Annotated in this window: 16 protein-coding genes; 4 read left to right on the top strand and 12 right to left on the bottom strand. The window is 57.2% G+C overall.

Annotation, left to right across the window (positions count from 1 at the left end):
- Nucleotides 1-133: 133 nt before the first annotated feature.
- Together H6G07_RS20145 and H6G07_RS20140 are read right to left on the bottom strand one after the other, a co-directional pair.
- Complete coding sequence (locus tag H6G07_RS20145; protein ID WP_084173416.1) at nucleotides 134-1,651, bottom strand: HlyD family type I secretion periplasmic adaptor subunit; 1,518 nt, start codon at nucleotides 1,649-1,651, stop codon at nucleotides 134-136.
- A 127-nt stretch (nucleotides 1,652-1,778) separates the two neighbouring features.
- Complete coding sequence (locus H6G07_RS20140) at nucleotides 1,779-4,763, bottom strand: type I secretion system permease/ATPase (protein ID WP_073610081.1); 2,985 nt, start codon at nucleotides 4,761-4,763, stop codon at nucleotides 1,779-1,781.
- Nucleotides 4,764-5,173: 410 nt separating this feature from the next.
- Between H6G07_RS20140 and H6G07_RS20135 the strand changes: the two genes are divergently transcribed.
- Nucleotides 5,174-5,731 (top strand): hypothetical protein, encoded by a 558-nt coding sequence (locus H6G07_RS20135; protein ID WP_199312274.1) that lies wholly within the window; start codon nucleotides 5,174-5,176, stop codon nucleotides 5,729-5,731.
- 2 nt (nucleotides 5,732-5,733) lie between these two features.
- On the opposite strand, the gene H6G07_RS20130 is transcribed toward H6G07_RS20135, so the two are convergent.
- A complete protein-coding gene (locus tag H6G07_RS20130) occupies nucleotides 5,734-6,555 on the bottom strand; it encodes a carbonic anhydrase (protein ID WP_073610080.1) in 822 nt (273 codons plus the stop codon).
- A gap of 228 nt (nucleotides 6,556-6,783) precedes the next feature.
- Between H6G07_RS20130 and H6G07_RS20125 the strand changes: the two genes are divergently transcribed.
- Nucleotides 6,784-7,203 (top strand): hypothetical protein, encoded by a 420-nt coding sequence (locus tag H6G07_RS20125; RefSeq protein WP_073610079.1) that lies wholly within the window; start codon nucleotides 6,784-6,786, stop codon nucleotides 7,201-7,203.
- Between the two features lie 67 nt (nucleotides 7,204-7,270).
- Nucleotides 7,271-8,191 (top strand): hypothetical protein, encoded by a 921-nt coding sequence (locus H6G07_RS20120; RefSeq protein WP_073610078.1) that lies wholly within the window; start codon nucleotides 7,271-7,273, stop codon nucleotides 8,189-8,191.
- Between the two features lie 82 nt (nucleotides 8,192-8,273).
- Here the strand turns inward: H6G07_RS20120 and rbp are convergent, their stop codons facing one another.
- From rbp to H6G07_RS20085, 7 genes are all read right to left on the bottom strand, one after another.
- Nucleotides 8,274-8,582: an RNA-binding regulator gene (gene rbp, locus H6G07_RS20115; RefSeq protein ID WP_073610077.1), complete on the bottom strand. Its 309-nt coding sequence runs from the start codon at nucleotides 8,580-8,582 to the stop codon at nucleotides 8,274-8,276.
- A 167-nt stretch (nucleotides 8,583-8,749) separates the two neighbouring features.
- Nucleotides 8,750-8,983 carry a Calvin cycle protein CP12 gene (locus tag H6G07_RS20110; protein ID WP_073610076.1) on the bottom strand — a complete coding sequence of 78 codons (234 nt, stop codon included), beginning with the start codon at nucleotides 8,981-8,983 and terminating at the stop codon, nucleotides 8,750-8,752.
- A 125-nt stretch (nucleotides 8,984-9,108) separates the two neighbouring features.
- Complete coding sequence (locus tag H6G07_RS20105) at nucleotides 9,109-9,735, bottom strand: ribonuclease D (RefSeq protein ID WP_073610075.1); 627 nt, start codon at nucleotides 9,733-9,735, stop codon at nucleotides 9,109-9,111.
- Nucleotides 9,736-9,742: 7 nt separating this feature from the next.
- Nucleotides 9,743-10,231: a DUF29 domain-containing protein gene (locus tag H6G07_RS20100; RefSeq protein ID WP_073610134.1), complete on the bottom strand. Its 489-nt coding sequence runs from the start codon at nucleotides 10,229-10,231 to the stop codon at nucleotides 9,743-9,745.
- Nucleotides 10,232-10,287: 56 nt separating this feature from the next.
- Entirely contained in the window at nucleotides 10,288-11,532 is a 1,245-nt protein-coding gene (gene trpB, locus H6G07_RS20095) for a tryptophan synthase subunit beta (RefSeq protein ID WP_073610074.1), read from the bottom strand.
- 77 nt (nucleotides 11,533-11,609) lie between these two features.
- A complete protein-coding gene (locus tag H6G07_RS20090; RefSeq protein WP_073610073.1) occupies nucleotides 11,610-12,134 on the bottom strand; it encodes a gamma-glutamylcyclotransferase in 525 nt (174 codons plus the stop codon).
- A gap of 761 nt (nucleotides 12,135-12,895) precedes the next feature.
- The gene (locus H6G07_RS20085; protein ID WP_073610072.1) at nucleotides 12,896-14,749 is read right to left on the bottom strand and encodes an ABC transporter ATP-binding protein; all 1,854 of its coding nucleotides are present in this window, start codon (nucleotides 14,747-14,749) and stop codon (nucleotides 12,896-12,898) included.
- A 378-nt stretch (nucleotides 14,750-15,127) separates the two neighbouring features.
- Between H6G07_RS20085 and H6G07_RS20080 the strand changes: the two genes are divergently transcribed.
- Entirely contained in the window at nucleotides 15,128-15,343 is a 216-nt protein-coding gene (locus tag H6G07_RS20080) for a DUF2283 domain-containing protein (protein ID WP_073610070.1), read from the top strand.
- Between the two features lie 59 nt (nucleotides 15,344-15,402).
- Here H6G07_RS20080 and H6G07_RS20075 read toward each other — a convergent pair whose 3' ends face one another.
- Entirely contained in the window at nucleotides 15,403-16,317 is a 915-nt protein-coding gene (locus H6G07_RS20075) for a glycosyltransferase family 2 protein (protein WP_073610069.1), read from the bottom strand.
- Between the two features lie 212 nt (nucleotides 16,318-16,529).
- Nucleotides 16,530-16,712, bottom strand: a complete 183-nt coding sequence (locus tag H6G07_RS20070) for a CsbD family protein (protein ID WP_073610068.1) — start codon at nucleotides 16,710-16,712, stop codon at nucleotides 16,530-16,532.
- Nucleotide 16,713 lies beyond the last annotated feature (1 nt).

Here is a 16,713-nt window from a genome sequence, read left to right as displayed (position 1 = left end):
ATGCATCAGTCGAGGGGAGAATTGACCGTTGGAAGCTAGGCTGAACGGAGGATTCAAAGTGCAGAAGCAGGGGGGCAGCACACCCCCCACACCTCACACCGCAGTTTTCAAAGCTGTGAGCCTGTCTTGGCTGCTAGCCGCCCGTCTTCATCGTGTCGATTTTGCGCACAAACAGGTCAGAGAAGATGGTGATCACCCGCCGGGGCCGGGTCTTAATGTTGGCGCTCAGCGACATGCCCGATTGCAGCTTCACGGGTTGCCCGTCGATCGCAATCACCTGATCGCCCAGGGTAATTTCTGCCGGAAAGCGAAAGTTGGGGTTGATCTGGTCGGGGGGCAGCGCGTCAGAGCCAATTTGGGTCAGAGTGCCCTTCACATCGCCAAACTCGCTGTAGGGGAACGAGTCAATGCGCACATCGACCTCCATGCCCTCGCGCACAAAGCCAATGTCGCGGTTGGTGATAAACACCCGCGCCACCAGGGCATCGCTGGGCACAATTTCGAGAATCGGCTCGGTGGAGTTGGCCACGTAGCCCGCCTGGTTGGCCTTGAGGTTAAACACGGTGCCGCTCACCGGGGCGCGCAGCTCTTGGTAGGTGAGGGTTTGCTGGAGCTGGGCAATCTGGCTGTCAAGCTCTTGCAGGCGATTGTCGTTTTCGAGAATGGTTTTGGTTAGCTGGCTGTCGATGGTGGCAATCTGGTTGTCGTTGGCGGCGATGCGCTGCTGCAACTCATCCTGGGAGGCGATGGTGGTGTTGCGAAACTGCTCCTGGGCCTGGGCGATCGCCAGCTCTAGCCGCTGGGCCTCTTCTACCAGGCGGTTGACCTCGGTCTGGCGGTTGTTCACCTCCTGTTCCTGCTGAAGGTATTGAATTTCGCCCAAGCCCCCCGCCTCATACAGCGGTCGAATGCGATCGAGAATATTTTGGTTGACCCGCAGGGCATCGCGGGCATTAGTCAGCTGGGCCTCGGTCTGGGTGAGCTGGCGACGCAGCTGATCCACCTCCAGGTTGGCAATGCTAAGGCGCGAGTTGAGTTCGGCGGTGGCGGCCCGCAGGCGATCGCGCTGGGCGATAGGCAAGCTTTCCCCGGTCACGTCCCCCGCTAGCTGGGCGCGGTAGAGGGCGTTTTCGGCCACCAGGGCGGCGCGGTTACTGGTCAGCTGCACCAGGCCAGGGGCAATATCCACCGGAGCGCTGGCATCGAGATCATCGGCTAGCTGCGATTTGTAGTAGGCGTTCTCTTCTCGCAGTTTGGTGCGAATGGTTTCCAACGAGGTGAGCTGGGCCTGGGTGGTTTCAGGGTCAAACCGCAGCAGGGGGTCACCGGCCTCCACGGCTTGCCCCTCGCTGACCAGCACCTCCTGCACCACACCGCCCACCGGAGCCTGCACCGGCTGCACCATGCCCTTGGGCTCCAGCTTGCCCTGAGCCGGTATGGCCTCCTCAAACTTGGCCAAACAGGCCCAGGCCAGAGTAAAGGTCGTCACCCCCACCAGGCTCCACACCACCGCTCGCGACCAGCGAGGCGACTGCCGCAAAATCACCGGCTTGTCGAACTGTACCTTTTGCCGCGAGGGCTGGTTGGCCAGCACGGCATCGCCGTTGGGGTCGGGGCCGGGGGTGGGGGGGATGCTGTTGATGCGAACCATGGGAGTGGGGGAGTAGGGGGTGAGGGGAGATGGAGAGTTTTGAATTTTGAGGTTTGAATTTTGAATTTTGAATTGAGAGAACGGAGATTAACTCAAAACTAAAAACTAAACATTCAAAATTTATGGCTTAAACGCCGCTGAGCTGCTGCTGGTAGAGGGTGAAATAGCGGCCCTGGAGTTCCATCAGTTCGGCGTGGGTACCTAACTCGACCGCTGAGCCCTGCTCCATTACCAAGATCTGATCGGCCTGCTGAATGGTGTTGAGCCGGTGGGTGATGAAGAACACCGTGCGGCCTTCGGCCCAGCCTTTGAGGTTCATTGAGACTTGGTGCTCGGTGTCGTAGTCGAGGGCGCTGGTGGCTTCGTCGAGAATCAGCAGGCGGGGGTTTTGGAGGATGGTGCGGGCGATCGCAATTCTTTGCCGCTGCCCTCCCGAGAGGGTCGAGCCCCGCTCGCCGACGCGGGTGTTGTAGCCCAGGGGCAAATCCATAATGAAGTCGTGGCAGCAGGCAATTTTTGCCGCTTCAATAATCACGCTGGGCTCGGCGTCGGGGTTGGTGAGTGAGATGTTCTCTTGAATGGTGCCCTCAAACAGCAGACTGTCTTGCGGCACAATGCCGATCTGCCGCCGTAGGGAGTGCAGCTCGACTTTGCTGATGTCGTAGTGGTCGATCAGAATGCGGCCCGACTCTAGCTCGTAGAGGCGCGGCAGCAGCTTCATCAGGGTGCTCTTACCCGAGCCACTCTGGCCCACCACACCGATGAAAATTCCTGCTGGAAACTCCAGGCTGACACTGGCCAATTGCAGCGGCCCCGAGGGCGCAAAGCGAAAGGCCACATTCTCGAAGGTGACCTGCCCGGCAATCTCAGGCATCGGGATCTGGTTGGCCTCGTCGGCCTCGGTCTCCTGGGGATGGTCGATGATGTCAGACAGTCGCTCCAGGGACAGGGCTGTTTCCTGAAAGTTTTGCCACAGCTGGGCCAAGCGCAAAATCGGCGCAGTCACGTAGCCCGAGATGATGCGAAAGGCGATCAGCTGACCTAAGGTGAGCTGCCCCTCCAGCACTAGGTAGGCCCCCACCCACAGCACCAGCAGGGCCGAGAGCTTGTTGAGAAAGTTACTGGCCGAGTTGGCAGTGGTGGAGGTGAGCACTGTGTTAAACCCAGCGCTAACGTACTCGGCGTAGCGCTCCTGCCATTTCCAGCGGGTGCGCAGCTCAATATTCTGCGCTTTGACGGTCTGAATACCTGACAGCGACTCGACAAGCAGTGACTGGGTAGAGGCGTTACGCTCGGCCTTGATGCGCAGCTGCCTGCGCACAATGGGTGCAGACAGCGCCGTCACCAGCACAAACAGCGGAATCGTTGCCAGGGCGACCAGGGTCAGCACCCAACTGTAGATGAACATCACCACGATGTACAACACCGAGAACACCGCGTCGAGCACCACCGTCAGCGCCGTGCCGGTGAGAAACTGGCGAATGTTTTCAAGCTCGTTAATGCGGCTGGAGAGTTCGCCTACAGGGCGTTTGTCAAAGTAGCGCAGGGGCAGGCGAAACAGGTGGTCGATAATCTCCGACCCCAGGGCCATGTCGATGCGGTTGGTAGTATCGACGAACAGATAGGTGCGCAAACTGGTGAGCAGGGCCTCAAAAATGGCCACCACCACCAGGAAAACGCCCAGCACTTGCAGGGTATCGACGCTGTTTTGCACAATCACCCGGTCAATGATGATCTGCACCATCAGCGGGTTGGCCAGGCCAAACAGCTGCACAAAGAACGAGGCCACAAACACCTCAATCAGCACCCAGCGGTACTTTTGAATTGAGGGCCAAAACCACTGAAGGCCAAACTTTTGCTGGGGAGTTTCGCGGGTGGGTTCTAACAACAGCACTTCGCCGCCCTCGCCCCAAGCCTCGGCAAAGCTCTCGGGGGTGCGGCGAATCACGCCCACCTCAGGGTCGCCCAAAATGTAGGCTTTTTCGCTGGTTTCGTAGAGCACCGCAAAGCTCTCCTGCCAGCGGATCAGGCAGGGGGTGTTGAGCCGACCAAAGGCCCCGACGGGCACCCGCACCAGCTGGGTTTTAAGGCCCATCATCTCGCTCACCGAGCCGCAGATCGGCAGCGACAGCTGGCCCATACGCTCGTGCTGGTTGGCCAAAATGCGGCGAATCACGTCCTTGCGAAAGGGCATAGAGAACTGCTGGCTGAGCATGTCGAAGCAGGCCAGCGCCCCGTCGACCTCGCCCCGACCCCGCGCGAAGGGGTAGCTGCGACTGGGCGATTTTTCTAGAGTCGATGACGGCTGGGCGCGGGGCACTAGATCAGCCTCGGTGGCGTAGGGAATGTTGTTGACATCCAGCACCTCTACCGATCGAGCAACGGCCTCTGGCTCCAGCGCAGAAGGTTCAGGCAGGGTTTCGGCCAGCACCGCCGGGGTCATACCCAGCACCCGCGCCCCTTGGGGGCTGAGGATCTCCACGGGGCGATCGAGCGCCAGGGTTGAGCCCACGGGCAGGTTGAGCACCGTGCCACCGCTGAGCACCCAGATCAGGGCGCGATCGAGCTGGGCCAGGTTGTTGGTACCGGTGGGCAGGGTGACGATCGCCGATTCGTCACAGACGGTCTGGGCCTTGGCCCTGAGATCGCCCACATCGAGGGCATGGGTTTTGGCATGCTCGGCCACTAGGTCAAAGGCCTCGATCGCATAGACGCGATCGCGCACCTCCCCACCAAACTCTGGATACTCGTTGAGCAAACTCAAAAATGTGTACGACGGCAGGGTGAGGGCCAGCACCTCGCTGGAGGCGATTACCGTTTCGCAGGGCACCCCGCGAATTAAGCTGATCACCCCCAGCATTTCGCCCCGGCTAAAGCGCCCTAGGGTCACCGGCTGCTGGCTGCGCGGGTCGTAACCCAGCAGCCGGGCCTGCCCCTCTAGCAGCACAATCACCTGCTGGGTCAATACCTCCCGCCGCAGCAACGGCTGACCAACGCGGTACCTGAGGGGCTGGGCGGTTTGCAAGAGCTGCTGTAACGCCTCGGCAGGCAGCCGATCAAACGGTTCCAGAGAGTGGAAGGTTTGCTGAATCGAGAGCGACGTTTGGGTCATAGCCAGGGGTTATGAACAGGCGGTGGGGCAGCCGGGAAGGTCTAGCAAATCTAATGTGCTAAAGCAAGAGCGTAGTATTCACCAGGGTTAATCAACACACCCCGTGAGCGATCGGCAGATACACTAAATCGATACACAACGTAATTTAAGTTCTGTCTCTCAGTTCAGCGGTGGTTTGCCACATGCTATGCCGTGAGGGGTTCTCAAAAAAGTAACTTCAGGTTAACTTAACCAAGTTTTATCACTAGCCTCCGATCGCACAGCCGTCAGGAACAGCTCCCCCGGTTGCCCCTGCTCCTGTGCCACTTTCATCCCCTGCTGCCTGGCAGACCCGTTCTCTATGAAGCGCTGGTAGCCTCTATAAACAGACCACCGATTGGATGAGTTCAACAGTTGCTATGCCTACGTTGATGTCTCAGCTCTCCGTATCCCGCTGGCTCCAGGCTGGTACCCTAGCCCTCAGTCTCGGTTTTATAGCTGGGTGCGAAAATTATCCCGCCACGGGCGACACCGTCACCACTGGCACCTACGAAGCCACAGCCACCGTTACCCAAACCTGGCAAGTTGACTACGCCCGCAGCTTCGATCGCCGCCAGACCATCCACCAAGAAACCTTCGAGTCAAACTCCCTCGTTAACCGCAATGGCGTGCGCCCCGAGGGCGCTGCCACCGGCCCCGACGACAACGGGCTCTACTGGCCCTCCCTGCCCCCTCGCCCCACCGCCGATGAGCTTGAGGCCCGCAAACGCGAACCCATCGAGCAGCGCACCGACCCAATGCTGCTCAAGGATGTCGAGTACGCCATCACCTTTGACTACAACGGCCAGCGGCGCACCCTGCCCACCACTCGCACTGTCTACCGCGAAGCCTCTAGCGCCTTTGCCGACCAGCAAGCTTTAGAAGTTACCTTTGGCCCTGGCGAGCAGAGCATTGGCGCGGCCCGGCGAATTGCGAGTTTTGATCGATAGATCTACACCCCAGCGCCCCGGTAAATGCGGGCGGCCTGATCGGGGCTGAGGCGGTTGGCCCCCGGCCAGTAGGGCTGCACCGGTTCCGAAAAATCTGGCCGGGCCACCGATGGGGCACCGGCACCGGGCCGCACTGCGTCGTTAAACTCTAGAGACAGCCCGCCGGGCTTAAGCGCCTTCGCTCCTTGCCCGTCGGTAACGATTTTGCTGTGGGGAGGCAAAAAAGCTTTGCTGTCCTCGTCGTAGGCAAGAATTTGGGCGGTTTCGAGTTCGTAGATCCAGCCGTGGATGGATAGGTTGCCCATGTGAAGCCGCGATCGCACCGAGGGGTAGGTCTGTAGGTTATCGATTTGGGTCAACACGTTCTGGGCCACCATGAGGTTGAGCTTTTCTTTTTTCTCTAGGTGGCCGTAGTTGTCTTCCACCAGCTTGCGGGTGGCCTCGGTGTGGTGCAGCCAGTGATAGACCAGGGGCATTTTTTCTTCTAAATCGCCAATCTGCAAAAGCCCCTTCATGGCTCCGCACTGGCTGTGGCCGCAGACAATCACCTGCTCAATATCCAGGGCTTCTAGGGCGTACTCAATGGTGGCCCCTTCACCACCGTTGGTGGCCTCATAGGGGGGGATAATATTGCCCGCGTTGCGAATGACAAACAGGTCGCCAATCTCCGATTGGGTAATGATCGTAGGGTCTACCCGCGAGTCAGAGCAGCCGATGAACAACACCCTGGGGCTCTGCCCCTTGGCCAACTTCTGGATCAGCTCTTGGCGGTCGGGAATATAGTTTTCCTGAAAGTCTTGCAGACCACGCAGCAGCTTTTCCATAGATCACAGAGAATTTAGGGCTGACCAAGCCCAGGCGATCGCCCGAACCCGCATCTATTGTTATCCCATATCTAAGGCATCAGCACCGCAAAGATTTACTTATCACAGCAATCATCCCTGCTTTTGAGGGGGAGTAGGACACCCGCCCAGCCTCACAATAGACACCCTTCTCACAGCCAGATTGAGAATTCAGCGCAATAATGGGCTTGACTTCCTATTGCTGCGGCTATGCGTAATCCCTTTTGGCGGCTCAAGTCTTTGCCCTGGGCAATTTTGTTTCAGGTGGCTTTGGTGGCGGTGGCGATCGCTACCGCCGCCGACCTACTGCTAGCCCAGGGGTTAGCCTTACTGCTAGCTAACGCTGAGAGCGGTCTGTTACCGCTTCTACAGCTGATATTCATGGCCCTACCCATTGCCGCCGGGTTTGGCATTGGTGCCCTGGGCCTCACCATTTTGGAACGGTTATTTAGCCAGGTGTATATCGATACCGGCGTGCTGTGGGCGCTGGTGCCCTGCATTGCTCTGGTGCTGTTTGTCAAAGGGTTTTTGCCCATTCCTACCGCGCTGGTGGCCATGTCTTACCCGCTGCTGGTCGGGGTGCTGTTGGGCATCTTTGTGGTGGGCAAACGCCACTGGCGACGCTGGTAGCCGCAGAATCAACCGGGGCAAGCTGAGCCCACTGTGTAAACAATGTCATTGAGCCAGAGAACCGTTGATGAAAGCCATCCTCACAAGCCTGCTCGTCGGTAGCCTGCTGACCCTCGGACTGCCCGCCCTAGCCGAGAACCCTCGCATCGAAATTGATTACGATACCGAAGCGCTTACCGATCGCGCGATTGCTCAAGGCCCTATTCGCGTCGTTGCCAGCTACACTCCACTCGATTACGACGCCGACGAAATCGGCAATAACCTAACCATTCAGCTGTTTTATAACGACGAACTGAAACTCTCTACCACCGACACCGCCGCTATGTTTGCGGGCATTGAGCTGATCGATCTCGACAGCGACGGCACCTCAGAGGTGGTAGTGCAAACCTTTACCGGCGGAGCCCACTGCTGCCTGGCCACGACCACCTACACCTGGCAAGACGAGCAATTTAACCCCGTCTACTTTGGCTACCTCGACGGCGGCGGTGGCGAATTCAAAGACCTCAACGGCGATGGGCTGATGGAATTTGTCACCTTCGACAATGCCTTTCTCTACAGCTTTAGCTCCTACGCCGGGTCATACCCGCCCAGCGTCATTCTCACTTACGAGAATGGCCTGTATCGCGATACTACCACCCAGTTCACCAACTACCTCGATGACACGGCAGCCGGGATGCGCTTCACCGTAGAAGACCCTGAATTTGCCGATCGCAGCGACAAAAACGGCGTGCTAGCCGGTTACGTAGCCCAAAATATTCGCCTGGGACGCTACCGAGAAGCCTGGCTATTCATGCTGGCCCACTACGATCGCACCGCTGACTGGGGCCTCAATACCTACGGCGACGACGGCGAAGCCACCCAGGCCTACGCCGACTTTCCCACCGCCCTCTACGCCTTTTTGCAGGATCTGGGCTATCTCGATGCCAGCGGCAGACCCCAACCCACCGTCGATCGCTCTCCGGTCGTAGCCGAGCGCGAGCAGTTTTAGGGGTAGATTGCCCGCAAAAAAGGGTAGGCCACTGTGACCTACCCTACTGAATATTTGGCTCGGTTTAGCTCGTTAAGGGAGCCTAGAAGCCGGTGCGGCGGTAGTTGCCACCATTGCTGCTACCTGCGTTAGCACCACTGCGGGCATCGTCGCGGGGGCGAGCCTTGTTGACCCGCATTTCGCGACCCATCCACTCAGCCCCATCGAGGGATTCGATGATGGCGTCTTCTTGAGCTTCAGCAGCCATATCGACAAAGGCAAAGCCCCGAGGCTTACCCGTTTCGCGATCGGTGGGCAGGCTAACCCGCTTCACATCGCCGTATTCTGCAAACACTCGCTCTAGATCTTCGCGAGTGACATCGTAGGACAAGTTACCAACGTAGAGTGACATAGGATTGTCTCCGTACTGTACAACGTGCAGTGAGTAAACGGAGACAAAGCTGTATCGGAAATCAAAATGAAATGAAACAAGCGAAATCTACCGAAAACTAACTAAGGCAATTTTAGCACTCCAAATCTGCCCCTGGGAGGGGTCAAATCACCGCTCAGGAGTTGCCTTTAAGTGTCGTACATTAATCCTTCAGGCGCTTCGGGATTGTCTTCTAGATACTGGTCAAAACCAGTTTTCTTAGGGATCTGGTGCTGGTGCGACACCTCGGCGCGCATCTCTTCCACGACATCCCAGGCGGCAGCAGCTTCAGTAGAGGTTTCACCCTTTTCGGCAGTGATTTGGTGGGCGTAGTCGATCGCCTTTTGCAGTTCGTCTTGAAAATCCTTGCTGTCAACGCTCATGGTTGTTCTCCTCGTAGATCATCTTCAAGGTGGATAGGCCTATCTTACCTGTCTTGCGATCGCAGCAGTCGTTCCCTAAACAGAGCCATTGACACACTTTCCCAGGGGTGAAAAGGAATGATGGCTCAGTGCTCGAACACCCCTACGTACTGAAGCAAGTCTAGGGCGACGAAGGTGGGCAAACAGTCAAAACAATCCTGCGCTAGCTCCCATCGGCCCTCGCGCTTGAGCATAGCGGTCAGGGTTTGGTGAATGCTGTGCAGGTAGCGCACGTCGTTGGCCGCGTAGCGAAGCTGCTCCTCAGACAGGTGCATGGCGTTGCCCCAGTCTGAGCTTTGGGCGGTTTTGTCGAGTTCAATGCCCTCTAGCTCTCGAACCAACTCTTTAAGGCCGTGGCGAGGACTGTAGGTGCGGCTGAGCTTGCTGGCAATTTTGCTGCAAAACACGGGAGCTACGGTAATGCCCAAGTTGTGCTTGAGCGTGGCCAAATCGAACCGAGCAAAATGAAACAGCTTGAGAATGTTTGAGTCTTCGAATAGTTCTTTGAGCAGAGGCGCTTCGGTTTGGCCTAGCTCGATGCGCACGACCGACACATAGCCGTCGGCGTCGGAGAGCTGTACCAGGCAGAGGCGATCGCGCAGCGGCAGCAGCCCCATGGTTTCGGTGTCGATGGCCATGACGCTGGCCTGCCGGTAGCGGGCGAGTAGCTCCGGGGTGAGATCGCGATCGCAGATTTCAAAACCGTCGGCCATGGTGCTCCTAATTGTTGTCAGATGGGTCGGGCTGCCACGGCAACCAATCTTCGTCCAGCACCTGCTCAAGGGTGAAATCTGGTTCTTCAGGAATAAGGTCAGGCTTTAAGCTACTGGCCTTCAAAAACGTTTTTCTGGCTTTACCATGCTCCAAGCCAAACCGCTCTTTGAGGACATTTCTTAGGCTAGGGCTGTCTTCTAAAATGGATTGAATCTCTAAGCGCAAGTTGGCAATTTCTAAATTCCAACCTCGAAAGCACCTTTCCCGATCCGCCTCCCAGTATCGCAGCTTGAGGAAATGCTCACACAATTGTCGCAAATAGCTTTTCAGCGATCGCTGATCACTTCTGCCCAAGCTCTCAATTTCCTCAATCAAGTTTTCCAAATCAAGGGCGCTAAAGTTTTGGGATTGCAGTTGAGCAACTGTCTCGTCCAACCAGAGTTGGTAATCGATGTCGTACAACGATTTTGGCTTGACGTCGATTTCTGTACTCATCTGCAACCCTTCGCTGATCAAATCCGTTGCTGGGACAATCCAATCGATTTGGTAACTTACTCTAGCCCACCCAGGGCCTTGGCTACGGTGTTCACATCCTTGTCGCCTCGGCCTGAGGAATTGATCACAATCCGGGGGTTGCCGGTCAGTTGAGGGCACAGCGTTTCGAGGTAGGCAAAGGCATGGGCCGTCTCCAACGCAGGAATAATTCCCTCCAGGCGCGACACCCGCTGAAAGGCGTCTAGCGCCTCCTGGTCGGTGACGCTGTAGTATTCGGCCCGGCCCGCATCCTTTAAGAAGCTGTGCTCAGGGCCAACGCCAGGATAATCCAGACCGGCACTGATGGAGTGAGCTTCGATCACCTGGCCTTCACTGTCTTGCAGCAGGTAGCTCATCGCTCCGTGGAGCACGCCTACTCTGCCCTCCGTCAGGGTAGCCGCATGCTTACCGCTAGCCACACCGCTGCCCGCTGCCTCAATGCCGATCATCCGCACCGTGGGCTCATTGACAAACTCGTGGAACAGACCCATAGCGTTAGAGCCGCCACCGACACAGGCCATCAGAATATCGGGCAAACCGCCAAACTTTTCTAGGGACTGGGCGCGAGTCTCTTCGCCAATGATGGCGTGGAAATCGCGCACCATCATCGGGTAGGGGTGTGGCCCCGCCACAGAACCCAGGATGTAGTGGGTATTTTCAACGTTCGTCACCCAATCGCGAATCGCCTCAGAAGTAGCGTCTTTGAGGGTACCCGTGCCCGCCGTCACACCGCGCACCTCGGCCCCCATCAGCCGCATGCGAAACACGTTTAGCGACTGGCGCTCCATATCCTGCACGCCCATATAAATGACGCACTGGAGGCCAAAGCGGGCGCACACTGTGGCAGTAGCGACCCCGTGCTGACCGGCTCCGGTTTCGGCAATGATGCGCTGCTTGCCCATGCGCTTGGCCAAAAGCACCTGGCCCAGGGCGTTGTTGATCTTGTGCGCCCCGGTGTGGTTGAGGTCTTCGCGCTTGAGGTAGATATCGGGGCCGCTGCCGTCGGGGTGGCGGTAGTGGGCGGTAAGCCGCTCAGCAAAGTAGAGGGGGGTAGCCCGACCGACGTAATCTTTGAGCAGGCCATCTAGCTCGGCCTTAAAGTCGGCCTCGTCGCGGTATTGATAAAACGCCTGCTCTAGCTCAAAGAGGGCGGGCATGAGGGTTTCGGGCACGTACTTGCCGCCAAACTGACCAAAGCGGCCCAGGGCATCGGGGCGAGCATCGGTGACGGCGGGGCGAGGCGAGAGCGGCGTTTGGGTCACGGTGGCGGCGGGGTGAAGGGTTATAGGTAGCCCTTATTATAAGGAATGCCCTGACCCGTTGCTAGACAGTGCGGCAGCTAAGCAGTCCGGCGCAGGGGCTCTGGAGCCTGCCGCCGCTGGAGAGAATGAATGTGGTGGAACAGTTCCCAGCAGTATTGCTCTGGTAGTCCGCAGGTGGCGGCACCGCGCATGACCACGCTGGAATACCACTCATTGGGGGCAATTTCTTCGTGGGTTTTGCTGATCACCGAGTAGGTGCGGGTTTCGGCGTAGGCTCGTCCGTTGCAGTTTACCGTCACTGTTTCATGGCAGTAGCCTTCTTCGCGCAAGTCGAGGGCTGGGCTGAGCCGCCAGGGCAGGTGATAGAGCACACCCTGCACGGTGTAATTTTGGTCAGGGACAACATCGAGAACACCACAGTTGCGCAGGCGCGATCGCCGAAAAAACCCCAGCCGATACCCAGCGAGCGTCGCTGGCCCCACCACGTAGGCGTGGGTGCTTTCGCCCAAGGAGCGTTTCAAATCGACTGGGCACATGCAGGAGCCGTAGGCAAAGTAGTAGAAGCGATCGTCTGGGTTGTAGAGGGGGATGACACTCGTCATGGGCGGTCGTTGAGAGCGGAGGGTTGAGAGTAACGGTATTGCTCCTAGCCCCTCCCAAGAGGGGATGGAGGCAAGGCTATGCCAAAAGCAGAACCCTGCAATAGACAAGGACTACGAACTCAATCTACGGTTTTCCGGTCGGAATATCGATGATTGGGTCTATTACTTTTGTTTATATCACTCTATTTCTGAAGGGAAAAGGTTTCTGGATGAAGCCTTGATAAGTCTTTAGAGTGCCCAAAGTGAAGAAGCTAGAAACCAGGTTCCTCAGCCAACAACGTTGGCCTTTAACAGCGTAGAGAAGAAATTCGGGCGTTGCTGATCAGTAGTATGATTTGCCCCCCTAACCCCCCAATTCTGGGGGGAACCGGACGACTTCAAAGTCCCCCAAAATTGGGGGGTTGGGGGGCCGATGCAGTAACCGTTGCTTTTGCAGATTCATTCCTCAATTCAGCAACGCCGAAATTCGCTTTGCGGCAAAGGAAGGCTCGATCGCAGGGTTTTGGCGCTAGGCAGCGCGGTGGATTATGGTTGGCTAGGGTAGTTTGTGGCGGCGATCGCACCCTCCCCCACGGCCAGTCGCCATGCACCCGATGGATAACTTAAAACCACCGCTGGTGATGCCAATGCGAGGGCATGACTTGTCAATGCAGAGGGTGGTAAAGCAATGCGAGCAGACAATGCCATTGCAGCGGCTCAATCTGCGATCGCATCAATTAGGTCATGCCATTGCCCTAGGGCGCTTTGGCTAGCGCCATGCCCTACAGATATCCCGCTGCCTGCATCGTAAACAGACGAGCGTAGCGGCCATCCTGGCGCAACAGCTCTTCGTGGCTACCCTGCTCGATCAGCTTGCCCTGGGCCAGCACAATGATGTTGTCGGCCCGCCGCACCGTCGAAAAGCGGTGGGAAATCAAAATCGCCATCTGGTTTTGGGTAGCTTCGCGAAACTGCTCAAACAAAAGGGTTTCGGCCTCGGCATCCATAGCTGACGTCGGCTCATCCAGCACCAGAATATCGGCGTCGGTGCGCATAAAAGCGCGGGAGAGGGCGATTTTTTGCCACTGCCCGCCCGACAACTCTTGCCCGCCAAAGAACCATTTGCCAAGCTGGGTGTTGAATCCCTCAGGCAAATCCTCAATAAATTCTGTAGCGGTGCCCTTGGCGGCAGCAACCTGCCAGCGCTGGGCATCTTCGAAGTCGGTGACATCGCCGACGCCAATGTTTTCGCCCACCTTGAACTGGTAGCGCACAAAGTCTTGAAAAATTACGCCGATGCGCTGCTGCACCACGTCAGCGTCCCACTCTTGCAGGTCGCGGCCATCGAGCAGAATGCGGCCTTGAGAAGGCGTGTAAAGCCGGGTCAACAGCTTGATCAGGGTGGTTTTGCCCGAGCCGTTTTCGCCCACGATCGCCATCTTTTCCCCCGGCTTCAGGTGAAAGGAGACGTTCTCTAAGGCCAGCCGATCGCTGCCCGGATAGGTAAACGACACGTTCTCAAACCGCAGCCCGTCGATCGGATCGATACCGCGATCGGCAGTGCCCATATCCTCCGGCACAGGCTGTTCGAGAAATTCGTAGAGGTTAGCCAGGTAGAGCCCGTCCTCATACATGCCGCCGATTGCTGTCAGGGTGCTGGCAAAGGTAGTCTGCCCCTGGCGAAACACCGTCAGATACATAGTCAACTCACCCAGGGAAATGCGGCCTGCGATCGCCTCCAGCACAATCCAGCAGTAGGCCAGGTAAAACGACACGGTGCTCAGCAGCCCCAGCCCGTAGCTCCAGCCGCTGCGGCGCACCGTCAGGCTGCGGTCTTCTTTATAGAGGCGCTGAAAAATATCCTGGTAGCGCTCGAGCAGCAGCGGCCCAAGGCCAAACAGCTTGACCTCCTTGGCAAAGTCCTCCCGCGCCAGCAGTGCCTCCAGGTAAATTTGCTGGCGGGTTTCGGGCGATCGCCACTTAAACAGGCGAAAGGCCTCCCCCGCGAACTGGGTTTCAGCGATGAAGGCAGGTAGGGTGGCCACGGCCAGCAGTGCCACCGCCCAGCCCGAAAATTGCAGCAGCAGCCCCCCAAAGGTGAGCAGCGACAGCACATCCTGCACCACGCCAAAGGTGCGGTTCACCATGCTCAGGGGCCGCGCTGACGCCTCCCGCCGGGCCTGGGTCATTTTGTCGTAAAACTCAGAATCTTCGAAGTAGGTCAGCGGCAGGGTCTGGGCTTTTTCGAGAATCATCACGTTGACCCGCTGCCCCAGCAGCACCCGCAGCAGCGACTGGCACAGGGTTAACCCCTGCCGCGCTCCGGCTAACCCTGCTACCAGCAAGGCTTCCAGCGCCAGGTACATTAATGCCGCCTGGCGATCGATCGCTAATCCTGACTGGGCAGCCTTGACTACGCCATCGACAATTAATTTGCCGACGTAAGCGATCGCCGCCGGTAGCAAGCCCGCCACCAATGTCAGCAACCCCAACACCACCGTCAGCCGCCAGTCGGTCTGCCACACTAGCTGAATCGCCCGCTGCCCGTAGCGATACATGGCCAGCGACTGCCCTAGATTACGCCACGAAGCTTTTTTGGGGGGAGCCGCAACCCGTTTTACCCTGTATTCACTCATTTTTCTACGATAGCGTTTGGTGAGTGAGGGATGGGTAGGCAAGTAAACCCTGTGCTGCAACACATATCTAGCGGGTTATCCTAAGCCAGCAGGAGGCCGCCTTGATAGAAAAGTTGAAAATTTGAGTTTGAAAACAACACCCTATTTTGAGCAAAAGCTGCTGGAAAGACCTGAAATTCGGCGCGAATGGTGCGAGCTAGTTCTGAGGAACCCAATCAAAACAACAGTTCAGCCCAATGGACGATTGAGTGCCTGGGCTATCATTCCAGAATATGGCGATCGCGTTCTCAGAGTTATCGTCCTAGAAGACGGTGAAACTTTGCACAACGTTTACTTTGACCGCAACTTTCGCTCTCGCTTACAAAGGGGCTTAGAACCTTGAGAATCCAATATTTCCCAGACACCGACACCCTCTCGATTCGTCTCAATGATTCTCCTAGCGTAGAATCTGAAGAAATTGCCCCTGATGTGGTGGTTGATTTTGATGAGGCTGGCAGCGTTGTAGGCCTTGAAATTGACCTAGCTTCTGCCAAGGTGGACTTGAAGAATTTAGACCTCAAGGGGCTTTTGATACCAGAACTGGCTTCAACGTAAGTAGCACCATACCAAAGCCTTGGTTTGGTAAACTCACTTTGATCCAAACTCCAAGTCCCTTACTGCATTGGTGGCATCACAACGCCTGACGATGCTGAAATTTCCTTGGAGATGGGGAGAGCACCAGCTTTTTCGACGCTTGGCTGTACTCCCGTCAGATATTCGGGATGCATCAATTCCCGCGCCTTGAGCACAATTAAATATTCATAAAACGCTTGGAGAGTGCACCAGGCTAGCCCGGCCCGGCCATCGCGCCAGCCGCCGAGGATGAACATCATGTAGAGCCACCGGGTCAGGGGGCGCAGGGGCAGTCGCAGCGAGAGATCTTTCAATGCTCGCCGTCGCTCCACTTCAGATTTGCCCCAAAGGAGCGCTTGCCAGTCCACGGTTCCGCTTTGCAACTGCCGCAGGGTTTCGGCGGCCTCATCGGTGGAGTAGCGGTTGTGCTTGTCGATCCACCGGCTCAGCCCTTTGCTACAGGTGTAGTGGGGATAGGTCTCCTGCAAAAATCCGGTGGGGCCGTCGACGATTTCGCGCTCGGTGTGACCGTAGTCGTCAAACCAGACTTTGCCCCGCCGCAGCAATCGCAGTTGGTAGCGAGGAAACTGAGTGCTGCGGCGAATCCAGCGGCCCATGAACATGACCCGCTCGGCCACGTAGTAGCCCACTTTGTCGCCGTTGGCAATTACAGCCAAACATTCGGCAAACAGCTCTGGCGTCATGCGCTCGTCGGCTTCGAGAATGTAGGCCCAGTCGTAGCGGTAGGGCACATGCTCTAGCATCCAGGTGCGCTGCTGGCCGTGACTGGTGAAGGGATGCTCGATGAAACAGACGGGGTATTGGGTGGCGATCGCTTGGGTGCGATCGCTGCTGCACGAGTCCACCACAATCACATCGTCAGACAGCAGGGCCGACTCAATACAAGCGGCAATATCCCGCTCCTCATTGTGGGTCAATATAAAAATCGAGAACATAGTCGCGGCACGCCCCAACGTTAGACAGGAAATCCTCTCTGGTTTAGAGAACCCATTTCGGCTCCCAAACTGAAATTTACTCAGCAATTGTGCTGCTAGCCACAGTTGGGCGACAGCTTTACTCCCTCGTCATTCAAATATCAAATAAAAAGGGGCAGCCAGTGGCTGCCCCAACGGGTCACTAATAGGGTTCAAACAGTAGGCTGTAGCGCTTAGTCGATGGCTTTTTTCAGCGCATCCTTCACATCTTCTTTAGCGTGGGTGGCCTGGGCTTCGGCCTGCTTAGCATGCCCCTCGGCTTTACTCCTGGTGTCGCCTGTAATTTCACCCGCAGCAGCCTGCACCTTGCCCTCGATATTTTGAGCGGTCGCCTTGACACGATCTTCAATGGACATG

Source organism: Phormidium tenue FACHB-1052 (assembly GCF_014696675.1).
Taxonomy (GTDB): Bacteria; Cyanobacteriota; Cyanobacteriia; order Phormidesmidales; family Phormidesmidaceae; genus Nodosilinea; species Nodosilinea tenuis_A.
This window is presented reverse-complemented; position numbering and strand designations above follow the sequence as displayed.